This is a genomic window from Blastococcus sp. URHD0036 (assembly GCF_000701365.1).
Lineage (GTDB): Bacteria > Actinomycetota > Actinomycetes > Mycobacteriales > Geodermatophilaceae > Trujillonella.
Map to the genome: position 1 here is coordinate 199007 of NZ_JNIK01000013.1, position 20767 is coordinate 219773.

27 protein-coding genes are annotated in these 20767 nt (G+C 73.7%); 19 read left to right on the forward strand and 8 right to left on the reverse strand.

The genetic code is table 11. From position 1 onward, the window contains the following. Nucleotides 1-35 precede the first annotated feature (35 nt). Nucleotides 36-1007 carry an aldo/keto reductase gene (locus N555_RS0110640; protein ID WP_029431470.1) on the forward strand — a complete coding sequence of 324 codons (972 nt, stop codon included), beginning with the start codon at nt 36-38 and terminating at the stop codon, nt 1005-1007. 111 nt (nt 1008-1118) lie between these two features. On the opposite strand, the gene N555_RS0110645 is transcribed toward N555_RS0110640, so the two are convergent. The 4 genes from N555_RS0110645 to N555_RS0110660 all read right to left on the reverse strand — a co-directional run bounded on the left by N555_RS0110645 (nt 1119) and on the right by N555_RS0110660 (nt 3817). Further along, a complete protein-coding gene (locus tag N555_RS0110645; RefSeq protein WP_029431471.1) occupies nt 1119-1604 on the reverse strand; it encodes a hypothetical protein in 486 nt (161 codons plus the stop codon). Nucleotides 1605-1697: 93 nt separating this feature from the next. Then, entirely contained in the window at nt 1698-2159 is a 462-nt protein-coding gene (locus N555_RS0110650; RefSeq protein ID WP_029431472.1) for a nitroreductase family deazaflavin-dependent oxidoreductase, read from the reverse strand. Nucleotides 2160-2168: 9 nt separating this feature from the next. Continuing rightward, on the reverse strand, nt 2169-3431 hold the full coding sequence (locus N555_RS0110655; RefSeq protein ID WP_029431473.1) for a glutathionylspermidine synthase family protein: 1263 nt from the start codon (nt 3429-3431) through the stop codon (nt 2169-2171). Further along, complete coding sequence (locus N555_RS0110660) at nt 3428-3817, reverse strand: hypothetical protein (protein WP_029431474.1); 390 nt, start codon at nt 3815-3817, stop codon at nt 3428-3430. Before N555_RS0110660 ends, N555_RS0110655 begins: the two co-directional genes overlap by 4 nt. A 60-nt stretch (nt 3818-3877) precedes the next feature. Here N555_RS0110660 and N555_RS0110665 point away from each other — a divergent pair, with 60 nt between their 5' ends. The 4 genes from N555_RS0110665 (at nt 3878) to N555_RS0110680 (ending at nt 8315) form a co-directional block, all read left to right on the forward strand. After that, nucleotides 3878-5476, forward strand: a complete 1599-nt coding sequence (locus tag N555_RS0110665) for a helicase HerA-like domain-containing protein (RefSeq protein WP_029431475.1) — start codon at nt 3878-3880, stop codon at nt 5474-5476. Nucleotides 5477-5554: 78 nt separating this feature from the next. Then, entirely contained in the window at nt 5555-6403 is an 849-nt protein-coding gene (locus tag N555_RS0110670; RefSeq protein ID WP_029431476.1) for a formate/nitrite transporter family protein, read from the forward strand. 76 nt (nt 6404-6479) lie between these two features. Continuing rightward, a complete protein-coding gene (locus N555_RS0110675) occupies nt 6480-7400 on the forward strand; it encodes a KPN_02809 family neutral zinc metallopeptidase (protein ID WP_029431477.1) in 921 nt (306 codons plus the stop codon). 126 nt (nt 7401-7526) lie between these two features. Continuing rightward, nucleotides 7527-8315, forward strand: a complete 789-nt coding sequence (locus N555_RS0110680) for an enoyl-CoA hydratase/isomerase family protein (protein WP_051683941.1) — start codon at nt 7527-7529, stop codon at nt 8313-8315. On the opposite strand, the gene N555_RS0110685 is transcribed toward N555_RS0110680, so the two are convergent. Next, nucleotides 8316-9158 carry a siderophore-interacting protein gene (locus N555_RS0110685; protein WP_029431479.1) on the reverse strand — a complete coding sequence of 281 codons (843 nt, stop codon included), beginning with the start codon at nt 9156-9158 and terminating at the stop codon, nt 8316-8318. 324 nt (nt 9159-9482) lie between these two features. Here N555_RS0110685 and N555_RS0110690 point away from each other — a divergent pair, with 324 nt between their 5' ends. The 12 genes from N555_RS0110690 to N555_RS0110745 all read left to right on the forward strand — a co-directional run bounded on the left by N555_RS0110690 (nt 9483) and on the right by N555_RS0110745 (nt 17991). Continuing rightward, a complete protein-coding gene (locus N555_RS0110690) occupies nt 9483-10307 on the forward strand; it encodes a hypothetical protein (RefSeq protein ID WP_029431480.1) in 825 nt (274 codons plus the stop codon). A 3-nt stretch (nt 10308-10310) separates the two neighbouring features. Beyond that, nucleotides 10311-10844: a phage holin family protein gene (locus N555_RS0110695; RefSeq protein WP_029431481.1), complete on the forward strand. Its 534-nt coding sequence runs from the start codon at nt 10311-10313 to the stop codon at nt 10842-10844. A 40-nt stretch (nt 10845-10884) separates the two neighbouring features. Continuing rightward, nucleotides 10885-11550 carry a DUF3618 domain-containing protein gene (locus N555_RS0110700; RefSeq protein WP_029431482.1) on the forward strand — a complete coding sequence of 222 codons (666 nt, stop codon included), beginning with the start codon at nt 10885-10887 and terminating at the stop codon, nt 11548-11550. Between the two features lie 161 nt (nt 11551-11711). Beyond that, nucleotides 11712-12101, forward strand: coding sequence for a response regulator transcription factor (locus N555_RS0110705; RefSeq protein ID WP_029431483.1), 390 nt, complete (start codon nt 11712-11714; stop codon nt 12099-12101). Continuing rightward, nucleotides 12098-13360 carry a sensor histidine kinase gene (locus N555_RS0110710; RefSeq protein ID WP_051683942.1) on the forward strand — a complete coding sequence of 421 codons (1263 nt, stop codon included), beginning with the start codon at nt 12098-12100 and terminating at the stop codon, nt 13358-13360. The genes N555_RS0110705 and N555_RS0110710 overlap by 4 nt, the downstream gene beginning before the upstream one ends. A gap of 235 nt (nt 13361-13595) precedes the next feature. Next, the gene (locus tag N555_RS0110715; protein ID WP_029431485.1) at nt 13596-14210 is read left to right on the forward strand and encodes a TasA family protein; all 615 of its coding nucleotides are present in this window, start codon (nt 13596-13598) and stop codon (nt 14208-14210) included. 92 nt (nt 14211-14302) lie between these two features. Next, a complete protein-coding gene (locus tag N555_RS25855; RefSeq protein ID WP_197028966.1) occupies nt 14303-14944 on the forward strand; it encodes a signal peptidase I in 642 nt (213 codons plus the stop codon). After that, nucleotides 14941-15129 (forward strand): hypothetical protein, encoded by a 189-nt coding sequence (locus N555_RS28280; protein WP_029431487.1) that lies wholly within the window; start codon nt 14941-14943, stop codon nt 15127-15129. The genes N555_RS25855 and N555_RS28280 overlap by 4 nt, the downstream gene beginning before the upstream one ends. Next, complete coding sequence (locus tag N555_RS0110730) at nt 15123-15788, forward strand: response regulator (protein ID WP_029431488.1); 666 nt, start codon at nt 15123-15125, stop codon at nt 15786-15788. The genes N555_RS28280 and N555_RS0110730 overlap by 7 nt, the downstream gene beginning before the upstream one ends. Nucleotides 15789-15972: 184 nt before the next feature. Further along, nucleotides 15973-16602 carry a TasA family protein gene (locus tag N555_RS0110735; RefSeq protein WP_029431489.1) on the forward strand — a complete coding sequence of 210 codons (630 nt, stop codon included), beginning with the start codon at nt 15973-15975 and terminating at the stop codon, nt 16600-16602. A gap of 34 nt (nt 16603-16636) precedes the next feature. Continuing rightward, on the forward strand, nt 16637-17269 hold the full coding sequence (locus N555_RS0110740) for a signal peptidase I (protein ID WP_081866130.1): 633 nt from the start codon (nt 16637-16639) through the stop codon (nt 17267-17269). A gap of 125 nt (nt 17270-17394) precedes the next feature. Next, nucleotides 17395-17991 (forward strand): hypothetical protein, encoded by a 597-nt coding sequence (locus N555_RS0110745; protein WP_029431491.1) that lies wholly within the window; start codon nt 17395-17397, stop codon nt 17989-17991. Nucleotides 17992-18056: 65 nt separating this feature from the next. On the opposite strand, the gene N555_RS0110750 is transcribed toward N555_RS0110745, so the two are convergent. Together N555_RS0110750 and N555_RS0110755 are read right to left on the reverse strand one after the other, a co-directional pair. After that, complete coding sequence (locus N555_RS0110750) at nt 18057-18764, reverse strand: response regulator transcription factor (protein WP_029431492.1); 708 nt, start codon at nt 18762-18764, stop codon at nt 18057-18059. Between the two features lie 105 nt (nt 18765-18869). Then, nucleotides 18870-19220, reverse strand: a complete 351-nt coding sequence (locus tag N555_RS0110755) for a hypothetical protein (protein ID WP_029431493.1) — start codon at nt 19218-19220, stop codon at nt 18870-18872. A 182-nt stretch (nt 19221-19402) separates the two neighbouring features. Here N555_RS0110755 and N555_RS0110760 point away from each other — a divergent pair, with 182 nt between their 5' ends. Then, on the forward strand, nt 19403-19693 hold the full coding sequence (locus N555_RS0110760) for a flagellar FlbD family protein (protein WP_051683943.1): 291 nt from the start codon (nt 19403-19405) through the stop codon (nt 19691-19693). 51 nt (nt 19694-19744) lie between these two features. Continuing rightward, nucleotides 19745-19924 carry a hypothetical protein gene (locus N555_RS0110765; RefSeq protein ID WP_156036313.1) on the forward strand — a complete coding sequence of 60 codons (180 nt, stop codon included), beginning with the start codon at nt 19745-19747 and terminating at the stop codon, nt 19922-19924. Nucleotides 19925-19934: 10 nt separating this feature from the next. Here the strand turns inward: N555_RS0110765 and N555_RS0110770 are convergent, their stop codons facing one another. Beyond that, nucleotides 19935-20747, reverse strand: coding sequence for a MerR family transcriptional regulator (locus tag N555_RS0110770; protein ID WP_051683944.1), 813 nt, complete (start codon nt 20745-20747; stop codon nt 19935-19937). Nucleotides 20748-20767: the final 20 nt, after the last annotated feature.

Sequence of the window (20767 nt, forward strand, 5' to 3'; positions counted from 1 at the left end):
TCGGCGGACGAGGCTGAGGCCATGGACACGACGACATGAAGTACGTCCGGCTGGGCAGCACCGGTCTCGAGGTCTCGCGGATCTGCCTGGGGATGATGAGCTTCGGCGACCCGGAGCGCGGCCCGCACCCGTGGAGCCTCCCCGAGGAGGACAGCCGCCGGCTGATCGAGAAGGCGCTCGCCTCCGGCATCACCTTCCTCGACACCGCGAACGTCTACTCGGCCGGCTCGAGCGAGGAGATCACCGGCCGGGCCGTCCGCGACTTCGCCGACCGCGAGGACGTCGTCCTCGCGACCAAGGTGCACGGCCGGATGCGGCCGGGCCCCAACGGCGCCGGGCTCTCCCGCAAGGCGATCCTCGCCGAGCTCGAGGCCTCGCTGCGGCGGCTGGGCACCGACTACGTCGACCTGTACCAGATCCACCGGTGGGACCCCGTCACGCCGATCGAGGAGACCCTGGAGGCACTGGACTCGGCGGTCCGCTCGGGGAAGGTGCGCTACCTCGGCGCCTCGTCGATGTGGGCGTGGCAGTTCAGCAAGGCGCTGTACCTGGCCGGCGAGCACGGTTGGCACCGCTTCGTGTCGATGCAGGACCACTACAACCTGCTCAACCGCGAGGAGGAGCGGGAGATGCACCCGCTCTGCGCCGACCAGGGCATCGGCGTCATCCCCTGGAGCCCGCTGGCCCGTGGCCGGCTCACCCGCGACTGGGACGACGCGACCGCCCGGTCGGAGACCGACGAGTTCGGCAAGAAGCTCTACGACGAGGCCTCGGACCGCGTGATCGTCGAGCGGGTGGCCGAGGTGGCGGCCGAGCGGGGTGTGCCGCGCGCCCAGGTGGCGCTGGCGTGGGTTCTCAGCAAGCCCGTGGTCTCGGCACCCATCGTCGGCGTCACGAAGGACGCCCACCTGGACGACGCCGTCGCCGCGGTCGACCTGGAGCTGACCGACGAGGAGATCGCCCGCCTCGAGGAGCCCTACCGCCCGCACGAGGTGGTCGGCTTCTGATCCCGGGAGCCCGAGGGGACGACCTCCCCGGACGCTCGGGCTCTGCCCAGCATGCTGGGCAGAGCCCGAGCAGCGGCAGGACCACCTGCCCGCCGGCGCCCGCGCGCCTCCTCAGCGGGAGAAGAGGCGGGCGAAGAAGCCCTTCTTCTCGGGCTCCCAGCCGGCGGAGGCGAGCAGGCCGAACAGCGGCTCCTTGATCCGGGACGTCTCGAACGAGTAGCTCCAGGTGTGCCCGGTCTCGCCGTGCGAGGTCGCCCGCAAAGCCGCGCCGCCGCCCCACTGCTTGCCGATGCTCTTGCCCCTGAACGACGACTTCTGGCTGGAGAAGCCGATGGTGCCGTCCGACCGCAGGCCGCCCTCGGACTCGCTCTCGGTCTTCCGCTCGACGAAGTCATACGTCCCCGACGCCTCGTCCAGGGTGACGGTGATCGCGTAGTCCTCGTCGATGGTGCCGCCGGCGACCAAGTTCGTGTAGCTGACGTCGGCGATGTCCCACGTCCCGACCACCCGGTTGCCGTCGCACGTGTAGCGGAACGGCTGGCCAGGCGGGTTCAGCTCGGCGGCGATGCGGGCGCAGGTCTGGGCGATGCTCGGCACGGGGTCACCTCAACGGGTCGGGGGTGGGACGGCGCCGGAGTGTGGCCGACGCCGCCCCGCCGCACCAGGCACCCGCGCGCGCTGCTCGGACGGTCAGGCGGGGTTGGCCGGCTCGGCCCGCTCGACGACGAACACGGGGATCTGCCGATCGGTCTTCGTCTGGTAGTCGGCGTAGTCGGGGAACGCGGCGACGGCCCGCTCCCACCACTGCGCCCGCTCCTCGCCGGTGACCTCTCGGGCGACGCCGTCCCACGGTTCCGGGCCGTCCTGGACCGTCACCTGGTCCGGGTACGTGCGCAGGTTCGCCACCCAGGCCGGGTCGGTGGGGGCGCCGCCCTGCGAGCCGACCATGGCGTAGGCGCCCTCGTGCTCCACCCGCATGAGCGGCTGCTTGCGCACCTTGCCGCTCTTGGCGCCCCTCGTGGTGAAGATGACGACGGGGAGCCCGCGGTCGAGGAGGGTGTTCCCCTCCCGTCCGCCGGTGCGCTCGTAGAGCTCCACCTGGTCGCGGACCCACTTCTGCGGACTTGGTTCGTACTCACCCGTCAGCGGCATGACCCGAACCTAGGCCGGACCGCGCCGCCCTGCTCGCGGGGCGGACGGCGTCCGGTGGTCGATCGTGTGCGGGACGAAGAAGCTGAGGTTGTCGGTGATCAGCCCGTCGCTCTCCCGGATGCCCAGGCCGGCCGGTTCGCCGTCCACCACCCAGGCGCCGAGCACCGGGTGGTGCGGGCCGTCGACGCCGGCGAAGTCCGGCAGCGGCGCGAACTCCTGCACCACGAAGCCCTCGGTCCCGTAGCTGCCGGGCAGCTCCACGGCCACCTGCCCGTCCCGCACGATGGCGACGTTCGCCCCCTCCCGCCCCCACAGCGGCTTGCGCACGTAGGTCCGCCACGACGAGGGCATCTCGTCGGCGAAGTAGGCCGGCAGCAGCAACTGGGAGAGCACCGGGTCGCTGCCGAACATCTGCCACAGCACCGGCAGCAGCGCCTTGGTGCTCCACAGCATCTTGTAGGCCGGCTCCACCCAGGTGGTCCCGCCCGGCCGGGCGGCGTCGGCGAGGACGGCCGGGCCGAACTCGTCCTCGATCAGCCACTCCCACGGATAGAGCTTGAAGACGACGTCGAGGTGGCGGCCCTGGGCGTCGTAGAACCGGCCGTCGCCGTCGTCGAGCACGATGTCCTCGACGATCAGCTCGACCGCCTCGTAGCCGGCCTGCACGACGGTGTCCATCAGGTAGGCGACGGTCATCCGGTCCTCGCCGGACTTCTCCTCGCTGGTCCACGCGAGGTGCACCCGCGGCCGGATGCCGGTCCGCCGCTCCCAGCGCAGCAGGTTGCGCTGCCAGGCGGCGACGAGCTTCTCGTGCAGGGCGTTCCACTGGTCGGCGCCCTGACCGGTGAACAGGTGCCAGTTCCACTGCGTGACGGCGGCCTCGACCAGGCCCGTGGGGGTGTCGGCGTTGAACTCCAGCAGCTTCGGCGGGCCCTCGCCGTCATAGCGCAGGTCGAACCGGCCGTAGATGCTCGGCGGCTCGGCCTCCCACGTCCGGCGGATCTCCGGCCGGGCGATCGGGGGGATCCCCATCCGGTCGAGCAGGTCCCGTTCGAGCACGTGGTCGCCGGCGGCCTCGCACATCGAGAACAGCTGCGCGACCCAGCCCTCCAGCCGCTCGACCTCGGCCATCGTGAAGTCGTAGAAGGGGCCCTCGCGCCAGTAGCTGCGCATCTCACCGCCGGGCAGGCCCGTCCGGTTGTAGACCAGCCCCTGGGCCTCGATCTCGGCTTCCCACCCCGGCCGGACGACGCCGGTCTCGAGTCTCCTCAACTCCCGGCGCCCACGCGCCCGCCGGTGCCCGACCCGATGCCGCCGCTGACCCGCGTGCCCCCGGTGACCTTCCCGGTCGCCGGGAGGCCGGCGTTGCGGCGGGCGGTGGTGTCGCGGGGGTCGATGCGGGTGCCGCCGCTGGGCAGCACCGTGCCGACGGGCAGACCCCGTCCGAAGCCGCCGAGGTAGAGGAAGAAGAGCCCGCCGCCACCGCGGTAGCCGTCGTCGCAGTAGCTGTCGTCGACGATCTCGCCGTCCTCGTCGGTGCAGTAGGCGACCTGCTCGTCGTCGTCGTCCTCGAGGCCGCAGCCGGCCAGGAACCCGGTCGCCGCAGTCGCCAGCACCGTCGTCGTCAGGGCGCTCTTGACGCGGTTGGAGACCGCCACGGACCCTCCCCCGCTCGGCCGAGACGTCCTCGACCCCGGAACTGACGTTACCGTCGCCCGGTGGTCGAGCCGAGCGAGCCCGAGCAGGACCCCGCCGACCGGATCGCCGCCGGGTACGCCGCGACGGGACCGGCGGTCGAACTGGGCGCGGTCGTCCTCGACGGCCGGCCGCATCCCGGTGCGCAGGTCCGCGTCCCCCTGGCGATGCTCAACCGGCACGGCCTCATCGCCGGCGCGACCGGCACGGGCAAGACCAAGACCCTCCAGCTGATGGCCGAGCAGCTGTCGGCGGCCGGGGTCCCGGTGGTGCTGGCCGACCTGAAGGGCGACCTGGCCGGCCTGGCCCGCCCCGGGGCCGAGAGCGACCGGGTCCGGGAGCGCGCCACCGCCACCGGCGACCCCTGGACGCCGACCGGGTTCCCGGTCGAGTACCTCGCGCTCGGCGGGCTGGGCACCGGCGTGCCGGTGCGCGCGACCGTCACCGACTTCGGCCCGGTGCTGCTGTCGCGGGTGCTGGACCTCAACGCCACCCAGGAGAGCTCGCTGGGGCTGGTCTTCCACCACGCCGACGCCGCCGGTCTGCCGCTGCTCGACCTGGCCGACCTGCGCGCCGTCCTCACCTGGCTGACGAGCAAGGAGGGGAAGGCCGACCTCGAGGGGCTGGGCGGGCTGTCGAAGGCGACCGCCGGGGTGATCCTGCGCGAGCTCATCGGGCTGGCCGACCTCGGCGGCGACGTCTTCTTCGGCGAGCCCGCCTTCGACCCGGCCGACCTGATCCGCACCGCCGCCGACGGCCGCGGCGTCGTCAGCGCCGTCGAGCTGCCGGCCATCCAGGACCGGCCGGCGCTGTTCTCGACGTTCCTGATGTGGCTGCTCGCCGAGCTCTTCGAGGACCTGCCCGAGGTGGGCGACGTCGACCGGCCGAAGCTGGTCTTCTTCCTCGACGAGGCGCACCTGCTGTTCACCGGCGCCAGCAAGGCCTTCCTCGAGGCCGTCACCCAGACCGTGCGGCTGATCCGGTCCAAGGGCGTCGGGGTCTTCTTCGTGACCCAGAACCCCACCGACGTGCCGCGGCCGGTGCTCGCCCAGCTGGGCAACCGCGTGCAGCACGCGCTGCGCACCTTCACGCCGGAGGACGCCGACGCGCTGGCGAAGACCGTGAAGACGTTCCCCCGCAGCGAGGACTACGACATCGCGACCCTGCTGACCTCGCTGGGCACGGGCGAGGCCGCGGTCACGGTGCTCTCCGAGCGCGGCGCCCCGACCCCCGTGGCCTGGACGATGCTGCGGGCCCCGCGCTCGCACATGGGCACGGTCGAGGCGGCCGACCTGGCCGCGGCCGTGGCCGCCTCACCGCTGCAGGCCCGGTACGGCACCGCGGTCGACCGGCAGTCCGCGCGCGAGATGCTCGCCGCCCGGCTGTCCCCGCCGGCCGCGCCGGCCCCGACGCCCGCGCCCGCGCCCGCGCCCGCGCCGGAGACCCTGCCCAGCCCGTGGCCGGAGATGGAGCAGCAGGAGCCGCCGCCGCGGCGGCGCCGGGAGGAGAAGGGCGGCGACCTGCTCGACGGGGCGCTGGGCTCCTTCGCCCGCTCCGTGGGGTCGGCCCTGGGCCGGGAGATCACCCGCGGGCTGTTCGGCACCCGCCGCCGCCGGCGCTGAACGGCTCTGCTCGGCGGGCGGGAGCGGGCGTGCGGCCGCAGCATGGACCGGCAGCCACCCGCCGCTCCGGAGGTCCGCATGACCGACAAGCAGCCCGCCGAGATCGCCCAGGTCGCCGCGGAGACCGGGGCGAAGAAGGTGCACCGGTCGTGGGACCGCGTGCTGGTGAGCTCCTTCCTCGCCGGCGCCTACATCTCCTTCGGCGCGCTGGTCGCGATCACCGTCTCCTCCGGGCTGGACCCCGCGACGTGGGGCACGCTGCCCACGCTCTTCATGGGCGCCGCGTTCACCCTGGGGCTCGTGCTGGTGCTCGTCGCCGGCTCCGACCTGGCCACGGGCAACATGCTGCTGGTCCCGCTGGGGGCCATGCAGGGCCGGCTGTCGCTGCGCGACGTCGCCAAGAACCTCACGCTCGTGCTGATCGGCAACCTGATCGGTGCGCTGCTCGTCGCGTTCTTCCTCGCGATCCAGAGCGGGGTGATCGGGCACGCCGGCGCGAGCGGCAGCGCCGGGCTGACCTTCGAGCGGCTGGCCGGCATCGCCCAGGCCAAGGCCGAGAACGAGTCGCACTGGCAGGTGTTCCTGCGCGGCATCGGCTGCAACTGGCTGGTCTGCCTGGCGGTCTGGATGTCGCTGGCGACCACCAGCATCTCCGGCAAGATCCTGGCGATCTTCTTCCCGATCATGGCCTTCGTCGCGATGGGGTTCGACCACGTCGTCGCCAACATGTTCTTCCTGCCGGCCGCGATCTTCGCCGACGTCGACGGCGTGACGTGGGGCAACACGGTGCTGAACTGGCTGTTCGCCGGGGTGGGCAACCTGATCGGCGCGGTGGTCTTCGTGGGGACGTCGTACTGGTACCTGTTCCTCAAGGACCAGCCGGCGCGGGAGCCCGCGCACGGAGGCGAGGCGCCCGAGCGCGCATGACCGGCTCCCGGCCGGGGCAGTGCCTCCGTCGGCGCCGCCTCCGGCGGCGCCTCGTCGACCGGGAGGACCACCAGCCATGAGGTACCGCGAGTCGGGACGGCTGGACACCTCCGGCGTGCAGGACCGCCGCGGCGGCGGCGGCGGGGGGCGCGGCCTGGCCGTGGGCGGTGGCGGCCTCGGCCTGGTCGGCGTCCTGGTGCTGGTGCTGTTCCAGGTGCTCGGCGGCGGAGGGGGTGGCGGTGACGCCGCGAGCGCCCTCGGCGGGCAGCTCGGGTCGCTCGGCCAGGGGCAGACCGCCGACAACACCCAGCTCGACCAGCAGTGCCAGACCGGCGAGGACGCCAACGAGTCCGTCGACTGCGCCGTCGTCGCCGACATCGAGTCGATCCAGGACTACTGGGCCGGCGTGCTCGGCGACCGGTACGTGCCCACCGACACCGTGTTCTTCTCCGGCTCGGTGCAGACGAGCTGCGGCGGGGCGACCAGCGGCTCGGGCCCCTTCTACTGCCCGGCCGACCAGCTGGTGTACATCGACCTCACCTTCTTCGAGACGCTGCAGGAGCAGTTCGGCGCCGAGGGCGGCCTGTTCGTCAACGCGTACGTGCTGGCCCACGAGTACGGCCACCACGTGCAGAACCTGCTGGGCATCAACCAGCAGGTCACCCCGGGCGAGACCGGGCCGGAGAGCGGGACGGTCCGCCTGGAGCTGCAGGCCGACTGCTTCGCCGGCACCTGGGCCGACCACGCCGAGACGGTGCCGGACGAGTCGGGCGAGCCGCTGATCAGCGAGATCAACGACGACGACATCGACCGGGCACTGGACGCCGCGGGCCGCATCGGCGACGACTTCATCCAGCGCGAGCTCGGCGGCGGCACCGTCGACCAGGACACCTTCACGCACGGTTCCTCGGAGCAGCGGCGGCAGTGGTTCAGCACCGGGTACCGGACCGGCGACCTCCAGCAGTGCGACACCTTCGCCACCGACGACCTCGGCTAGCTCCCGCTCGCCGCTCGCCCTCACCCGGCAGCGCTGCTGTCACGGTGCGGCGCCACAGCAGCGCTGCACGGTGACGGTGGGCGGGCCCCTGCGAGCGGGCGGTCGGCCTGCCGTGAGGATGTCGGCATGGCAGAGCACCTCACGCTGACCCCCGACGGCCTGGGCCCCGGCGTCGCCGTCCTCACCATCGACCGGCCGGCCAAGCGCAACGCGCTCACCGCCGGGATGTGGCGGGACCTGCCGGAGGTGCTCGCCGGGCCCGCCGCCGACGCGGGAGTCCGCGTGCTCGTGGTGACCGGCGCCGGGAGCAGCTTCTGCGCCGGCGCCGACATCGCCGACCTCCTCGGCGGCCCCGACGCCACGGACCCCATGGCCGCACTGCGCCGGGACAACCTCGCCGCGCAGGCGGCCCTGCGCGAGTTCCCCAAGCCGACCGTCGCGATGGTCCGCGGCCACTGCATCGGCGGCGGGGTCGAGCTCGCGACCTGCTGCGACCTGCGCTTCAGCGACGACACCGGGGTCTTCGGCGTCACCCCGGCGAAGGTCGGCATCGTCTACACCCCGGAGTCGACGAAGACGCTGGTCGACCTGGTCGGACCGGGACTCACCCGCTACCTGCTGTTCAGCGGCGAGCTGGTGGACGCGCCGACCGCGCTGCGCGCCGGCCTGGTCGACCGGCTGCTGCCACCGGAGGAGCTCGAGGACGAGGTGCGGCGCTTCGCCGGCGTCCTGGCGTCGCGCTCGGCGCTGACCCAGCGGTCGACCAAGGAGGTCGTGGCCGCGGTGCTCGCCGGCGGCGACGGCCGACCCGAGGCCGCGCGGTGGTACCGCGAGACCATCGCGGCCGGCGAGCTGGCCGAGGGCGTCGCCGCGTTCGGCGAGCGCCGCTCCCCCGACTTCCCCTGGCGCGGGTAGCTAGACGGCGAGGGTCTGCTCGTCGGCCTCGACGGCCGCGTTCCACTCCGGCTTCTCGGCCTGCCAGCGGTCCTCCGTGCGGCCGATCCGCCAGTAGCCCGACACCGACAGCAGCTCCCGCGGGACGGCGAGGGTGCCGCGCAGCCAACGCCGCAGGTCACGGACCGCGCCGGCCTCGCCGTGCACGAACGCCTGCACCGTGCCCTCCGGGAGCGCGGCGCTGAGGACCGCCGCGACCAGGGCCGTGCCGGGGGCGTGGTCGCCGCGGTGCACCCACGTCAGGGTGACCCCCTCGGGCAGCACGAGGTCCTGCTGCTCCGTGGCGTCGGCGACCTCGACGAAGGCCAGCGCCCGCGCGCCGGCCGGCAGCCGCTCGATCGAGGCGGCGATCGCCGGCAGCGTCGTCTCGTCGCCGACCAGGAGGTGCCAGTCGGCGTCGGTGCCGGGCGTGTACGCGCCGCCGGGACCGAAGAGCATGACGGTGTCCCCCGGCTGCGCGGCCGACGCCCAGGGCCCGGCCAGCCCCTCGTCCCCGTGCGTGACGACGTCGAGGGTCAGTTCGCCGGCGGCCTCGTCCCACCGCCGCACCGTGTAGGTGCGGGTGCTCGGCCAGAACTCGCGGGGGTGCTCGGCCTGGACGGCGTCGGGGTCGAAGGGAGCCGCGTAGGGCGCCCCCCGGGGCGGCAGCACGAGCTTGACGTAGGAGTCGGAGTGCACGGGCGAGAACCCGGCGAGCCCGGGGCCGCCGAGCACGATGCGCACCACGTGCGGGGTCACCCGGCTGCTGCGGATCACGGTGGCCTGGCGGGCGATGCGCCGGCGGCGCGCGGTGGGTTCGGCCATGAGGGCGCTCCAGACCTGAGGCGGATAGGGAAGCCTCACCTTACTCCGCGACGGATCAGGTGGATCGACGCCGTCGTTTCGGCCGTGATCGTCCGGGTACCCCAGAACTGCAGGCCGGTGGCCCACTCAGACACGGTGGGACGACTCGGCCGGCGCCCACCGCGGGGTCGCCGGCCTTCCCCTCCCACAACGTTCCCGAGGTCGCTCCGGCGGCCGGTGGAGCCGTGTCCTGGGCCCGCACGGACGCGGCCCGGTCGCGCCCCGAGCAGGGGCCCCACACCGAGCGCACATGCCCCGACCACGTCAGACGCCTGAGGAGGACCGATGACCCACTCCATCGACACCCCGTTCCCGCCGCCCCCCGCCACCACGGCGGGCGCCACCAGCCCCTCGACCAGCGACACGTCGAAGGCCGACGTCGCGAAGGACGAGGCCCGCGCCGTCGGCCAGACCGCCGCGCAGGGCGCGAGCCAGGTCGCCTCGACCGCCGCCGACCAGGCGAGCCAGGTCGTGCAGGAGACCAAGGCCCAGGCCCAGGACGTCCTGGCCCAGGGTCGTGACCAGCTGCGCCAGCAGGTCGTCACCCAGCAGCAGAAGGCCGGGCAGGGCCTCGCCGGCCTGGCCGACGCGCTGCGCGGGATGGCCGAGGGCAACGCCCCGGCCCCCGGCCCGGCCGCGGACCTGGTCAGGCAGGGCGCTGGCAAGGTCGAGGAGTTCGCGCACCTCCTGCAGAACCGCGAGCCCGCGGCCCTCCTCGAGGACATCCGCTCCTTCGCCCGCCGCAACCCCGGCACCTTCCTGCTCGGTGCAGCCCTCGCCGGCGTCGTCGCCGGCCGGCTGACCAGTGGCGTCAAGGCCGCCCACTCCGACTCGGGCACCAGCTCGACCGGCACCAGCGGCACCTACCGCACCCCGACGAACTACGTCGACCCGGCGCCGGCCTACGGCGGCTACGAGACGACCGGCACCTACTCCGAGGCCACCACCGGCTACGGCACCGAGACCTACGCCACCGAGACCTACGGGACGACCGGCGCCCCGGTCCCGCCGCCGCCGTACGGCACCGTGCCGCCCGCCGGCAGCGTCGTCCCGCCGACCGCTCCGGCGGGCTGGGATGACCCGACCCGTCGTCCCGGCGGGGTGGCCTGACCGATGAGCACTCCCTACTCGGGCGCCACGCCCGTCGGTAACGCCCCGGGTTACGGCGAACCCCAGGCGAACTACGTGGCGCCGGACCCCTACGGCGCACACTCCGGTCCGCCGGTCTCCGGGGACATCGGCACGCCGACCACCGCCGAGGGCCGCCCCGCGGTCGAGGGCACCTCGGTCGGCCAGCTCATGGGCGAGGTCGCCAAGGACCTCTCCACCCTGATGCGCCAGGAGCTCGAGCTCGCCAAGGTCGAGGTCAAGGTCGAGGCGAAGAAGGCCGGCGCCGGCGCCGGGCTCTTCGGAGCCGCGGGCTTCGCCGGCTACATGGTGGCGCTGTTCCTGTCCATCGCCCTGTGGTGGGCGCTGGAGAACCTGATGGACGCCGGTCTGGCCGCGCTGATCGTCGCGATCCTCTGGGGGATCGTCGGCGCCGTCGCCTTCGTGCTGGGCAAGAAGAAGTTCCAGCAGGTCAACCCGAAGCCCGAGCGCACCGTGGACACCCTCTCGCAGGTGCCCGGCGCCCTGAAGCCCCACTGACCCGCGGCCACCGGCCCCCACCCACCTGGAGACACCAGAGATGACCACTCCCACCAGCAACGACCCGGACGTCATCCGCCGGCAGATCGACGAGACGCGGCGCGAGCTGAGCTACGACGTCGACGCCCTCAACGAGAAGGTCAACCCCGCGCGCGTCATGGACCGGCGGGTTACCGCGGCCAAGGGCCGCATCACGCGAGCCAAGGAGAAGGTGATGGGTTCCGCACACGACACCACCTCGACCGCCCAGTACCACGCCCAGAACGCCGCGGGCTCGGTGCACGGCGCAGCTTCCAGCGCCGCGGACTCGGTCCAGGGTGCGGCGTCCTCGGCGGCCCACGCCGTGCAGCAGGCGCCGGACCAGATCGTGCGCCAGACGCAGGGCAACCCCATGGCCGCCGGGTTGATCGCCTTCGGCGTCGGCTGGCTGGTCTCCAGCCTGCTGCCCGCCACGCAGAAGGAGCAGCAGCTGGCCCAGCAGGCCGAGACCGCCCTCCGGGAGAACAAGGACACCCTGCTGGCCCCGGCCAAGCAGGCCGCCCAGGAGATGGGCGAGGAGCTCAAGCCGGTCGCCCAGCACGCCGTCGAGGAGGTCCGGGCCACCGCGACCGACGCCGCCCAGACGGTCAAGCACGAGGGCCAGTCGGCCGCCCAGGACGTGCAGGGTCAGGCCCAGCAGTCCAAGGAGACCGTGCAGAGCCAGTAGAGCTGCCCGTCCGCACAGCGCGCCCCGCCGGTCCTCCGGCGGGGCGCGCTGTGTCGTGCGGGGGTCACCTGTTGGGGTGACGCCGCCCGGGCCCGGCTGCAGAGGGGCACCACGGACGCCGACCTCGACGGAGAGGACAGCCGACCGACGGGAGCACCACCGTGGAGCCGCACGCACCGCGCGTGCTCGTCGCCGACGACGAGGACGACATCCGCGCCCTGGTGTGCCTGGCGGTCCGCCGGGCCGGATGCCGGGTCGTCACCGAGGCGGCCGACGGTCCGGCGGCCCTCGACGGCGCCCGGAACACCCTCCCCGACCTCGCGGTCCTCGACGTCTCCATGCCTGGTGCCACCGGTCTGGAGGTCTGCTCCGCGCTCCGCGCCGATCCGTCGACCGCCGGCGTGCGGGTGCTCCTCCTGTCGGCCGGCGCCTCCCCCGAGGACGTCGCCCGGGGCCTCGCCTCCGGCGCCGACAGCTACCTGGCCAAGCCGTTCACCGTCGCGGGCCTCGTCGCCCGCGTGCGCGAGCTGGCCGGCGGGGTGCCGGCATGACCGCCGTCGAGCAGACCCCGGCCACGACGACCGCCGAGATCGACCTGCTGCGGGCCGAGGTGGCCCGCCTCGCCGCCGAGCGCGACGCCCTGCGCGCGGACATGGAACGCCGCGACGGTGAGCTGGAGACGGCCGGCCGGATGCTCGCCGCCCGCGCCCAGACCATGACCAGCGTCATCGACGCGGTCACCGAGCAGTCGATCATCGGCACCGACCTCGACGGTGTCGTCCGCGTGTGGAACCCGGGAGCCGAGAAGCTGCTCGGCCTGCCGCGCGCCGACGTCGTCCGCCGCCGCCTCGTCACCGACTTCCACCTGGCCGACGAGCTGGCCGCCGACGGCGGCGGGCTCGCCGCGCTGGTCCGCGTGGCACAGGCGGAGGGCCGGGACGTCCGCGACTGGACCTACGTCACCGCTCGCGGCGAGGAGCGCACCGTCTCGGTCGCGGTCACCCCCCGGTCCGACGACTCCGGCGAGCACGCCGGCTGGAACTTCGTCGCCACCGACATGACGGAGGTGCGGGCGAGCGAGCGGCTCAAGGACCAGTTCGTCAGCCTCATCAGCCACGAGCTGCGCACCCCGCTGAGCTCGATCCTCGGCTACCTCGAGCTGGTGCTCGACGACCCCGACCAGCCGCTGACCGACGAGCAGCGCTCCCACCTCGGCACGGTCGAGCGCAACGCCCAGCGCCTGCTCCGCCTGGTCGGCGACCTGCTGTTCACCGCGCAGGTGGAGGCCGGCCGGTTCACCCTCCAGCCCGAGGACGTCGACCTGGCCGCCGTCCTCCGGGGCGCCGAGGAGACCGCTCGCGTCGCGGCCACCGCGGGCGGCGTCCGGCTGGACCTCGAGCTGCCCGAAGGCGGCCTCGTCGTCCCCGGGGACCCCGTCCGGCTCGGTCAGGCTTGCGACAACCTCGTCTCCAACGCCGTGAAGTTCACCCCCGCCGGCGGCTGCGTCACGCTCGCCCTGCGGGCCGGCTGGCAGGCGCCCGACGGGACGACGACCGACGACGAGCGCCCCGGCAGCGCACCGGTCGCCCGGATCTCGGTCACCGACACGGGGTACGGGATCCCGGCCGCCGAGCTCGACCAGCTCTTCACCCGCTTCTTCCGGGCCTCGACCGCCAAGCGCAACGCCGTGAAGGGCGTCGGTCTCGGGCTGTCGATCACGAAGGCCATCACCACCGCGCACGGCGGGACCCTGGACGTGACCAGCACCGAGGGCCACGGCACCACGTTCACCCTCACGCTCCCCCGCTGACCTCTCCGCCAGGCTCGGGCGCGCTCGTGCTCTGCCCACGATGGTGGGCAGAGCACGAGCATCCGGAGAGGTACCCCGTCGTCCCTGTGCCCTGAGTCCCCGGGCGCCTCAGAGCACGGGGCCGTCATCTTGCGGAAGCCTTGCGGTGAGCGGGCGGGTGGGCTGCGGTTGAGATCCCAGAGTCGTTCCTGTCAGCCGGGACACCCCGCCCCGGCCCGCCCCGCAGGAGAACGACATGTCCGCTCGCACCCGCAAGGCCACCACCCGCAAGGTCATCGGCTCGCTCGGCGTCCTCGGCGCCGCTGCCGCCGTCGCCGGCCTCGGCACCTTCGGCACGTTCACCGACTCGACCACGCCGATCTCCACCGACGTCGCCTCCGGCACCGTGAAGATCAACCTCGCCTCGACCGGCGCGGCCATCCCCGCCACCACGGCGAACTTCGTGCCCGGCGACTCCATGACCCGCGCGGTCACCCTGAGCAACTCGGGCACCTCGGCGCTGTCCTCGGTCACCCTCGGCACCACGGCGACCGTCTCCAGCGTCCTCAACACCGACACGACCAACGGCCTGCAGCTCAACGTCAAGTCCTGCACGGTGCCGTGGACCCAGGGCGGTACCGCCACTGCCCCGACCTACACCTGCACCGGCGGCACGGTCACCGACCTCGGCAGCACCGCCGTCGTCTCCAACCGCACCCTGGCCGGCCTCAACAGCCTGAACCCCGGCGGCGTGGACAACCTGGTCTTCTCGATCAGCCTGCCGACGGCCGCCGACAACGGCTTCCAGGGCAAGACCTCCACGTTCAGCCTCGTCTTCACCGGTACGCAGCGCGCCGGCTCCGCCCGCTGACCCGGCGCCCGCCCAGCGGGCGCCCGCACCCAGGTGAACGGCCGGCAGTCCCGGCCGGAACGACGAGATCGACGAGATCGACGGAGAAGACCATGACCGCAGTACTCCCCGCCCCGCGGACGGCACAGGCGCCCTCCGCGGGCGGGCCGGCCACAGGCCGCCCGGCCCGCCGCCGGCGCCGCCCGGTGCGCGCGATCCTCCGGTTCACCGGCCGCTGGAGCCTCCGCATGCTGGTGTGCACCGCAGTGCTCTCGTTCCTCGGACTGGCCGTCGGGCCGCACGTCCTGGACTACCGCACCATGACGATGCTCACCGGCAGCATGGCCCCGAGCATCGAGCCCGGCGACGTCGTCGTCTCCACGCCGCTGAGCGTCTCCGACGTCGAGGTCGGCATGGTCATCACCTACCACATCCCGATCGACGACCACCGCGTCGTCACCCACCGCGTCATCGAGGTCGACCGCACCGCCGACGGCACCGTGTCCGTCCGGACCCAGGGCGACGCCAACGACGCACCCGACCCCTGGACCGCCGTCCTCACCGGCGACACCGCCTACCAGGTGCAGGCCGTCGTCCCGGAGATCGGCAACGTCATCACCGCGCTCCGCAACGACACCCTGAGCACCCTGTTCGTGCAGCTGCTGCCGGTCGCCCTCGGCGTCTGCATGCTGGTCTCCATCTGGCGGCCGGGCCGGGAAGACGACGACACCACCACCGCCGGAGGAGCCCGATGACCGCCCACACGGACCAGCCGCGGTCGCGGGCACTGCCCCTCGCCGGCCTGCTCGTCGCCCTGGTGCTCACCAGCGCACTGCCCGCCTGGGCCGGTGCCGTCTCCGCCCGCCCCGACCAGCCGGCCTCCGCCTGCGCGCAGGACACGGCCGGTTCCGGCGACACGACGGAGTCGGGCCGGTGCTGACCGCCCTGGTCGTCGGGGCCGACGGCGCCGACCGCCTGCAGACCGCCGCTCTCCTCGCGGCCGCCGGCTGGCGGGTCCGGGAGGCCGACGGACTCCGCGCGGCCCTCGCCGTCGCCCGCTCCACCGAGCTGGACCTCGTGGTGGCCGACCTGGACCTGCCCGACGGCGACGGCCCGGCGCTGCTGCGCCGGTTGCGGCTCACCGGGTGCCGGGCCCACCTCCTGGGCACCGCCGGGGAACTCACCGCCGAGGTGCGGTCCGCCGGCAGCGCCGCGGGGGCGCTCGCCGTCCTCCCGGCACCAGTCGACCCCGGTGTGCTGCTGCGGTTCCTGCTCGGCCGGGTCTCCGGGCCGGCCGGCGTGGCCGACGAGGACCTGACGGACGACATGACGGACGACGGGGTGGACGACGACCTGGCCGGCCGCCTGCAGGAGCTCTACGCCGGCGCACTGCCGGGTCGCCTGGAGGCGATCGACGCCGGTGCCCGCTCCGGGGACGCGACCGCCCTCGCGTCGGCCTCGGGCACCCTCGCCGGGACCAGCGCCCAGCTGGGGCACCCCGAGGTGGCGGAGCTGTGCCGCGCGATCGCGGCCGACGCCCGCCGGGGGGTCCTCGCGCACGAGCTGGTGGACCGGCTGCTCGACCTCGCGACCGCCTGAGGTCGTCACCGTGCAGAACCGCCATTCCGCACCGTGCAGAACCGCCATTCCGCACAGGTGGGTACGGGGTCCGTCTTCTTGAGGTGATCTTGCGGATCAGTGGCGGGACCCCTGCGGTTGGGCTCGCAGAGTCGTTCCTGTCAGCCGGGACACCCCGCCCCGGCCCGCCCCGCAGGAGAACGACATGTCCGCTCGCACCCGCAAGGCCACCAGCCGCAAGGTCATCGGCTCGCTCGGCGTCCTCGGCGCCGCTGCCGCCGTCGCCGGCCTCGGCACCTTCGGCACGTTCACCGACTCCACGACGCCGATCTCGACCGCGGTCGCCTCCGGCACGGTGAACATCGACCTCAGCACCCCCGGCGCCGCGATCCCGGCCACCACCGGCAACTTCGTGCCCGGCGACTCGATGACCCGCGCGGTCACGCTGGTCAACAGCGGCACGTCGGCCCTGTCCTCGGTCACCCTGGGCACCACGGCCACCGTCTCCAGCGTCCTGAACACCGACGCCAACGGCCTGCAGCTGAACGTCAAGTCCTGCACGGTGCCGTGGACCCAGGGCGGCACGGCCACCGCGCCGACCTACACCTGCGGCGGCACGGTCACCGACTTCGGCACCACCGCAGCCGTCTCCAACCGGACCCTCGCGGGCCTCAAGAGCCTGAACCCGGTCGACGCGGCCGTCCCCGGCTCGGGCACCGACTACCTGACCTTCACGATCTCGCTGCCCACCACGGCCGGCGACAACCTCCAGGGCAAGTCCTCGACGCTCAGCCTCGTCTTCACCGGTACCCAGCGCGCCGCCAGCGCCCGCTGACCTCGATCGCCGACGAGACCGGAGACCCCCCGCCATGACCGCCGTCCTCCCCGCCCGCGCCCCGGGGGCAGCCGCCCCGCTGCCCCCGGCCGCGGAGGCCGCTCGCACCGGCCTGCTCCGCGCGTGCGCCCGCTTCGCCGGCCGCTGGAGCCTCCGCGCCCTCGTCGCCGCGGCGGTCCTGGCCTTCGTCGGCCTGGCCCTCGGCCCGCACGTCCTGGACTACCGCACCATGACGATGCTCACCGGCAGCATGGCCCCGAACATCGAGCCCGGCGACGTCGTCGTCTCCACGCCGCTGGACGTCTCCGACGTCGAGGTCGGCATGGTGATCACCTACCACATCCCGATCGACGACCACCGCGTCGTCACCCACCGCGTCATCGAGGTCGACCACACCGCCGACGGCACCGTCTCCGTCCGCACCCAGGGCGACGCCAACGACGCACCCGACCCCTGGACCGCCGTCCTCACCGGCGACACCGCCTGGCAGATGCGGGCCGTCGTCCCGGAGATCGGCAACGCCATCACCGCGCTGCGCGACCCGGTCGTCAACAAGGCCCTCGTCTACGGCGCCCCCGCCCTGCTGGCCGGCTGGATGCTGCTGAGCATCTGGCAGCCGGTCCGGGACGAGGACGACGAGGACGACGCCGAGGCCGACCGGGCCTGACCCGCCCCGGGTCTTGCGGATCTCTTGCGGAAGGCGCGAGGGAACCGCGAGGTCCACCCCGCACAGTCAGAGATGTTCCAGCAACCCCCGCCGGGACCACCCCGCACCAGAGAGGAGACCGAGCCATGACCCGCACCCGCCGTTGCGTGCTCCTGCTCGTCCTCACCGTCGCCGTCGTCGTCGGGGCCTCGCTGCCCGCGAACGCGCTGTTCTCCGACACCGCGGCGCCGGTCACCAGGCCCTCGATCACCACCGCGGTCGTCACCGGGCCGTCCAACGTCAAGGTCGACACCTCGTGCGTCACGACGACGACGGTGATCAGGCGCGTCTACACGATGTACTCGGACGTGCTGCTGAACAGCAGCACCACCACCACCAGCGCCGTCAGCACCAGCAACGTCGAGAGCAACACCACCGTCCGCACAGACGGCAGCCCGGCGGCGGGCCAGTACACGGTGACCCAGACGATCGCGGACACGACGCTGTATGCGACTGCCACCTGGAAGGCCAGCCAGACACCCGGCATCACGGGCTACCAGATGACCGCCTTCCTCTCCAACGGCACGGCCTACGCGATGGGGAACGCCGCGACCAACGCCACGAAGTTCACCGGCACCTACGACGCCTCGGTGGTCAACTACCGCCCGGTGCTGTCCATGGTCACGCTGACCAGCTACGGCTGGACGGCGCCCGGGACCATGAGCAACGTCGTCACCTGCTGACGTAGCCGCCGAACGCGGAGGGGCCCGGACCTGATCAGGTCCGGGCCCCTCGCGCGTGCGCTGGTCTAGGCAGCGACGAGCCGGTACCCGACGCCGCGGACGGTCTTGATCTCCGGGGAGCTGAGCCCGGCGGCCTGCAGCTTGCGGCGCAGGTTGGACATGTGCGCCTCGACGAGGCGGACGCTGCCCTCCCAGTCGGTCTGCCACACCTCGCGCAGCAGCGTCTCGCGCTGCAGGACCCGGCCGGGCCGGGACGCCAGGGCGGCGAGCAGGTCGAACTCGGTGCGGGTCAGGTCGACGACGGTGCCGTCGACGCGGACCTCGCGGCTGTCCTCGTCCACCTCGAGCTCGGCGAGCCGGCGGACGTGCTCCTCGACGGTCGTGGCGGGCTCGGGGGCGGCGGGGACGCGCGGGCGGCGCAGCATCACCTGCACCCGGGCGACCAGCTCGCGCGGGGAGAACGGCTTGGCCATGTACCCGTCGGCGCCGACGGCCAGCCCGATGAGCAGGTCGACCTCCTCGGCGCGCGCGGTCAGCATGAGCACGTAGCACTCGGACTCGGCGCGGATCTGGCGGCACACCTCGGTGCCGTCGGCGTCGGGCAGCCCGAGGTCCAGGACGACGACGTCGGGAGCCGACCGTCGGACCTCCTCGAGCGCCTCGGCACCCGTGCCCACGGCGCGCACGTCCATCCCCGCGCGGGTGAGCACGGTGACGACGAGCTCGCGGATCTCGTCGGTGTCCTCGACGACCAGCACGGACTGCTCGGCCACGACCTGTTCCTCCCGTCCTGGGGACGTACGGCGGTGGCGCGGAGTGCGTCACCTGACCGGGTGATCGGTCGTGCCCGGGGGCCGCTTGACCCGCCCTGCCGGCGCCTACCCCGTCGGGGTGAGGGCCCGGCGCAGCTCGACGGCCGCCGACGGGATGGGCGCCGTCGCGCCCCGGTGCACCGCCGTGACCCGCAGCCCCCGGGCGCCGGCCGCGCGTCCGACCTCGGCGGCGACGTCATCGTCGGCACCGGGACGCATCACCGAGAACCCGACCACCACCCGCCCGGCGGGCGCCGGCACGCGGGCGACGACGTCCCACTCCTGCGCCGGCGGGGTCCAGAACGCCCGGACGTCGACGGCGACCACCGCGTCGAGCGTGCCGTCGAGGGCCGCCGTGGTCAGCGGCGCCGTTTGCCATCCAGGCCAGCCGGGGCGAGGCGAGGCGACGGTCGTCACCCGAGGGTGCGGAGAGCGGTCCGGTACCGGCGCACATCGGCACCGTAGCCATGTGATCGTCACCCCGACGAGCGGGAACCGGCGGTCTCGGCTCAAGGCTGTGCGCGCAGACGTCGATCCCTTCCCTGCCCACGGAAGGGCGCCGCCGGGGTCCGAAGCCCCGCAACAGCAGGAGGACCGTCATGATCGGTCTCACGTGTCGCAGCGGGGAGTCGTGCCGCATCGACCCCACCGCCATCCAGCGGGTCGAGTCGACGCCGGACACCGTGGTGTTCCTCGTGGACGGGACGCACGTCAGCGTCGCGGAGACCGTGGAGCAGGTGGCGCTGCGGGTCCGGGACGCCCGGGCCGGCGACATCGTGTCCTGCTACGAGCTCGACCGCGGCGTGACCGCCGACCCGCGCGCCCTGCACGACATGCTGTCGGAGATCGCCGAGACCCGTGGCTGCCCGGCGACCGCCCTCGGGCGCTGATCCCTCCCGTTTGACACGTGACATCGTCCGGTGTCACATGAAGGTGTGGACGTGACCCCCGACGCCGTCCTCGCGACCGACGGGCTGAGCCTCATCGCGACGGCCGGGTTCTTCGTGCCGGCCGCCCTCCTGGTCGCGGTCGTGGTGGGCGCCGTCGTGCGCGACCGCCGGCTCACCGCCCGGGAGAACGCCCGGCTCGACGGCTCGCACGAGCGCGTCGACCCCGAGTAGCCCCGCCCGGTCAGCTCGCGTCGAGGCCCTCGAGCCCCTCGAGCACCTGGGTCAGCGCGCCCTGCACCCGGGTGGCCATCTCGGTCCGGAAGCTGGCCAGCAGCGCCTGAGCGGCGGCCGGCTGCAACCGGTCCACCATGTCGCGGACGCCGGCCAGCTGCTGCCCGGGCGTGCCCTCCCCCGCCCGCTCCAGCAGCGAGCGCCACCCGCTCTCGAGGAACATCGAGACGTAGACGTCGGCGATCGCCCGCACGTGCTCCACGACACGGGTCTGTGCGGCGATCAGGGCCGCCGGTGGCACGCCGAGCTCGACGACCTGCAGCCCCGCCGTGAGCAGCGAGGGGTCGAGCACGCGCAGCGCTCCGTCGTCGAGCCGCTCCACCAGGCCCATCGTGACGAGCTGGTCGACCAGTTCGGCGTCCGGGGACATGCCGGCCCGGGCGGCGAGGGCCTCGGCGGTGGTCGTCTCCGCCTCGGGCGGCAGCCACGGCGCCAGCAGGGCCCGGTGCAGCGCCAGGGTGGCCGAGCTGGCCGCCTCGGGGGCGTGCGCCAGCGTGCGCTCGATCATCGTCAGCGGGTAGCCCTCGGCGAGCATCTCGCGGACCAGTACCAGCCGGGCCACGTGCTGACGGCCGTAGTAGCCGGTGCGGCCGACCAGCCGCGGCGGCGGCAGCAGCCCCCGGGCGGCGTAGGCGCGGACGTTGCGCACGGTCATCCCGACCCGGGCCGCCAGCGCGTCGACCGTGAGCTCACGGTCCAGTTCGTCCTCGGGCTCGCCCGGCGCACTGACGGACAGCGCTCCCACCTCCTCGATCGGCTCCACGGTAGCGCCAGCTCCTTATG

Excerpts from the sequence above, each read along its gene's own strand:
- N555_RS0110640 (WP_029431470.1), top strand. The coding sequence starts at position 36 with ATGAAGTACGTCCGGCTGGGCAGCACCGGTCTCGAGGTCTCGCGGATC.
- N555_RS0110650 (WP_029431472.1), bottom strand. The coding sequence starts at position 2,159 with ATGCCGCTGACGGGTGAGTACGAACCAAGTCCGCAGAAGTGGGTCCGC.
- N555_RS0110670 (WP_029431476.1), top strand. The coding sequence starts at position 5,555 with ATGACCGACAAGCAGCCCGCCGAGATCGCCCAGGTCGCCGCGGAGACC.
- N555_RS0110675 (WP_029431477.1), top strand. The coding sequence starts at position 6,480 with ATGAGGTACCGCGAGTCGGGACGGCTGGACACCTCCGGCGTGCAGGAC.
- N555_RS0110680 (WP_051683941.1), top strand. The coding sequence starts at position 7,527 with ATGGCAGAGCACCTCACGCTGACCCCCGACGGCCTGGGCCCCGGCGTC.
- N555_RS0110685 (WP_029431479.1), bottom strand. The coding sequence starts at position 9,158 with ATGGCCGAACCCACCGCGCGCCGCCGGCGCATCGCCCGCCAGGCCACC.
- N555_RS0110690 (WP_029431480.1), top strand. The coding sequence starts at position 9,483 with ATGACCCACTCCATCGACACCCCGTTCCCGCCGCCCCCCGCCACCACG.
- N555_RS0110695 (WP_029431481.1), top strand. The coding sequence starts at position 10,311 with ATGAGCACTCCCTACTCGGGCGCCACGCCCGTCGGTAACGCCCCGGGT.
- N555_RS0110700 (WP_029431482.1), top strand. The coding sequence starts at position 10,885 with ATGACCACTCCCACCAGCAACGACCCGGACGTCATCCGCCGGCAGATC.
- N555_RS0110710 (WP_051683942.1), top strand. The coding sequence starts at position 12,098 with ATGACCGCCGTCGAGCAGACCCCGGCCACGACGACCGCCGAGATCGAC.
- N555_RS0110715 (WP_029431485.1), top strand. The coding sequence starts at position 13,596 with ATGTCCGCTCGCACCCGCAAGGCCACCACCCGCAAGGTCATCGGCTCG.
- N555_RS25855 (WP_197028966.1), top strand. The coding sequence starts at position 14,303 with ATGACCGCAGTACTCCCCGCCCCGCGGACGGCACAGGCGCCCTCCGCG.
- N555_RS28280 (WP_029431487.1), top strand. The coding sequence starts at position 14,941 with ATGACCGCCCACACGGACCAGCCGCGGTCGCGGGCACTGCCCCTCGCC.
- N555_RS0110735 (WP_029431489.1), top strand. The coding sequence starts at position 15,973 with ATGTCCGCTCGCACCCGCAAGGCCACCAGCCGCAAGGTCATCGGCTCG.
- N555_RS0110740 (WP_081866130.1), top strand. The coding sequence starts at position 16,637 with ATGACCGCCGTCCTCCCCGCCCGCGCCCCGGGGGCAGCCGCCCCGCTG.
- N555_RS0110745 (WP_029431491.1), top strand. The coding sequence starts at position 17,395 with ATGACCCGCACCCGCCGTTGCGTGCTCCTGCTCGTCCTCACCGTCGCC.
- N555_RS0110760 (WP_051683943.1), top strand. The coding sequence starts at position 19,403 with ATGATCGGTCTCACGTGTCGCAGCGGGGAGTCGTGCCGCATCGACCCC.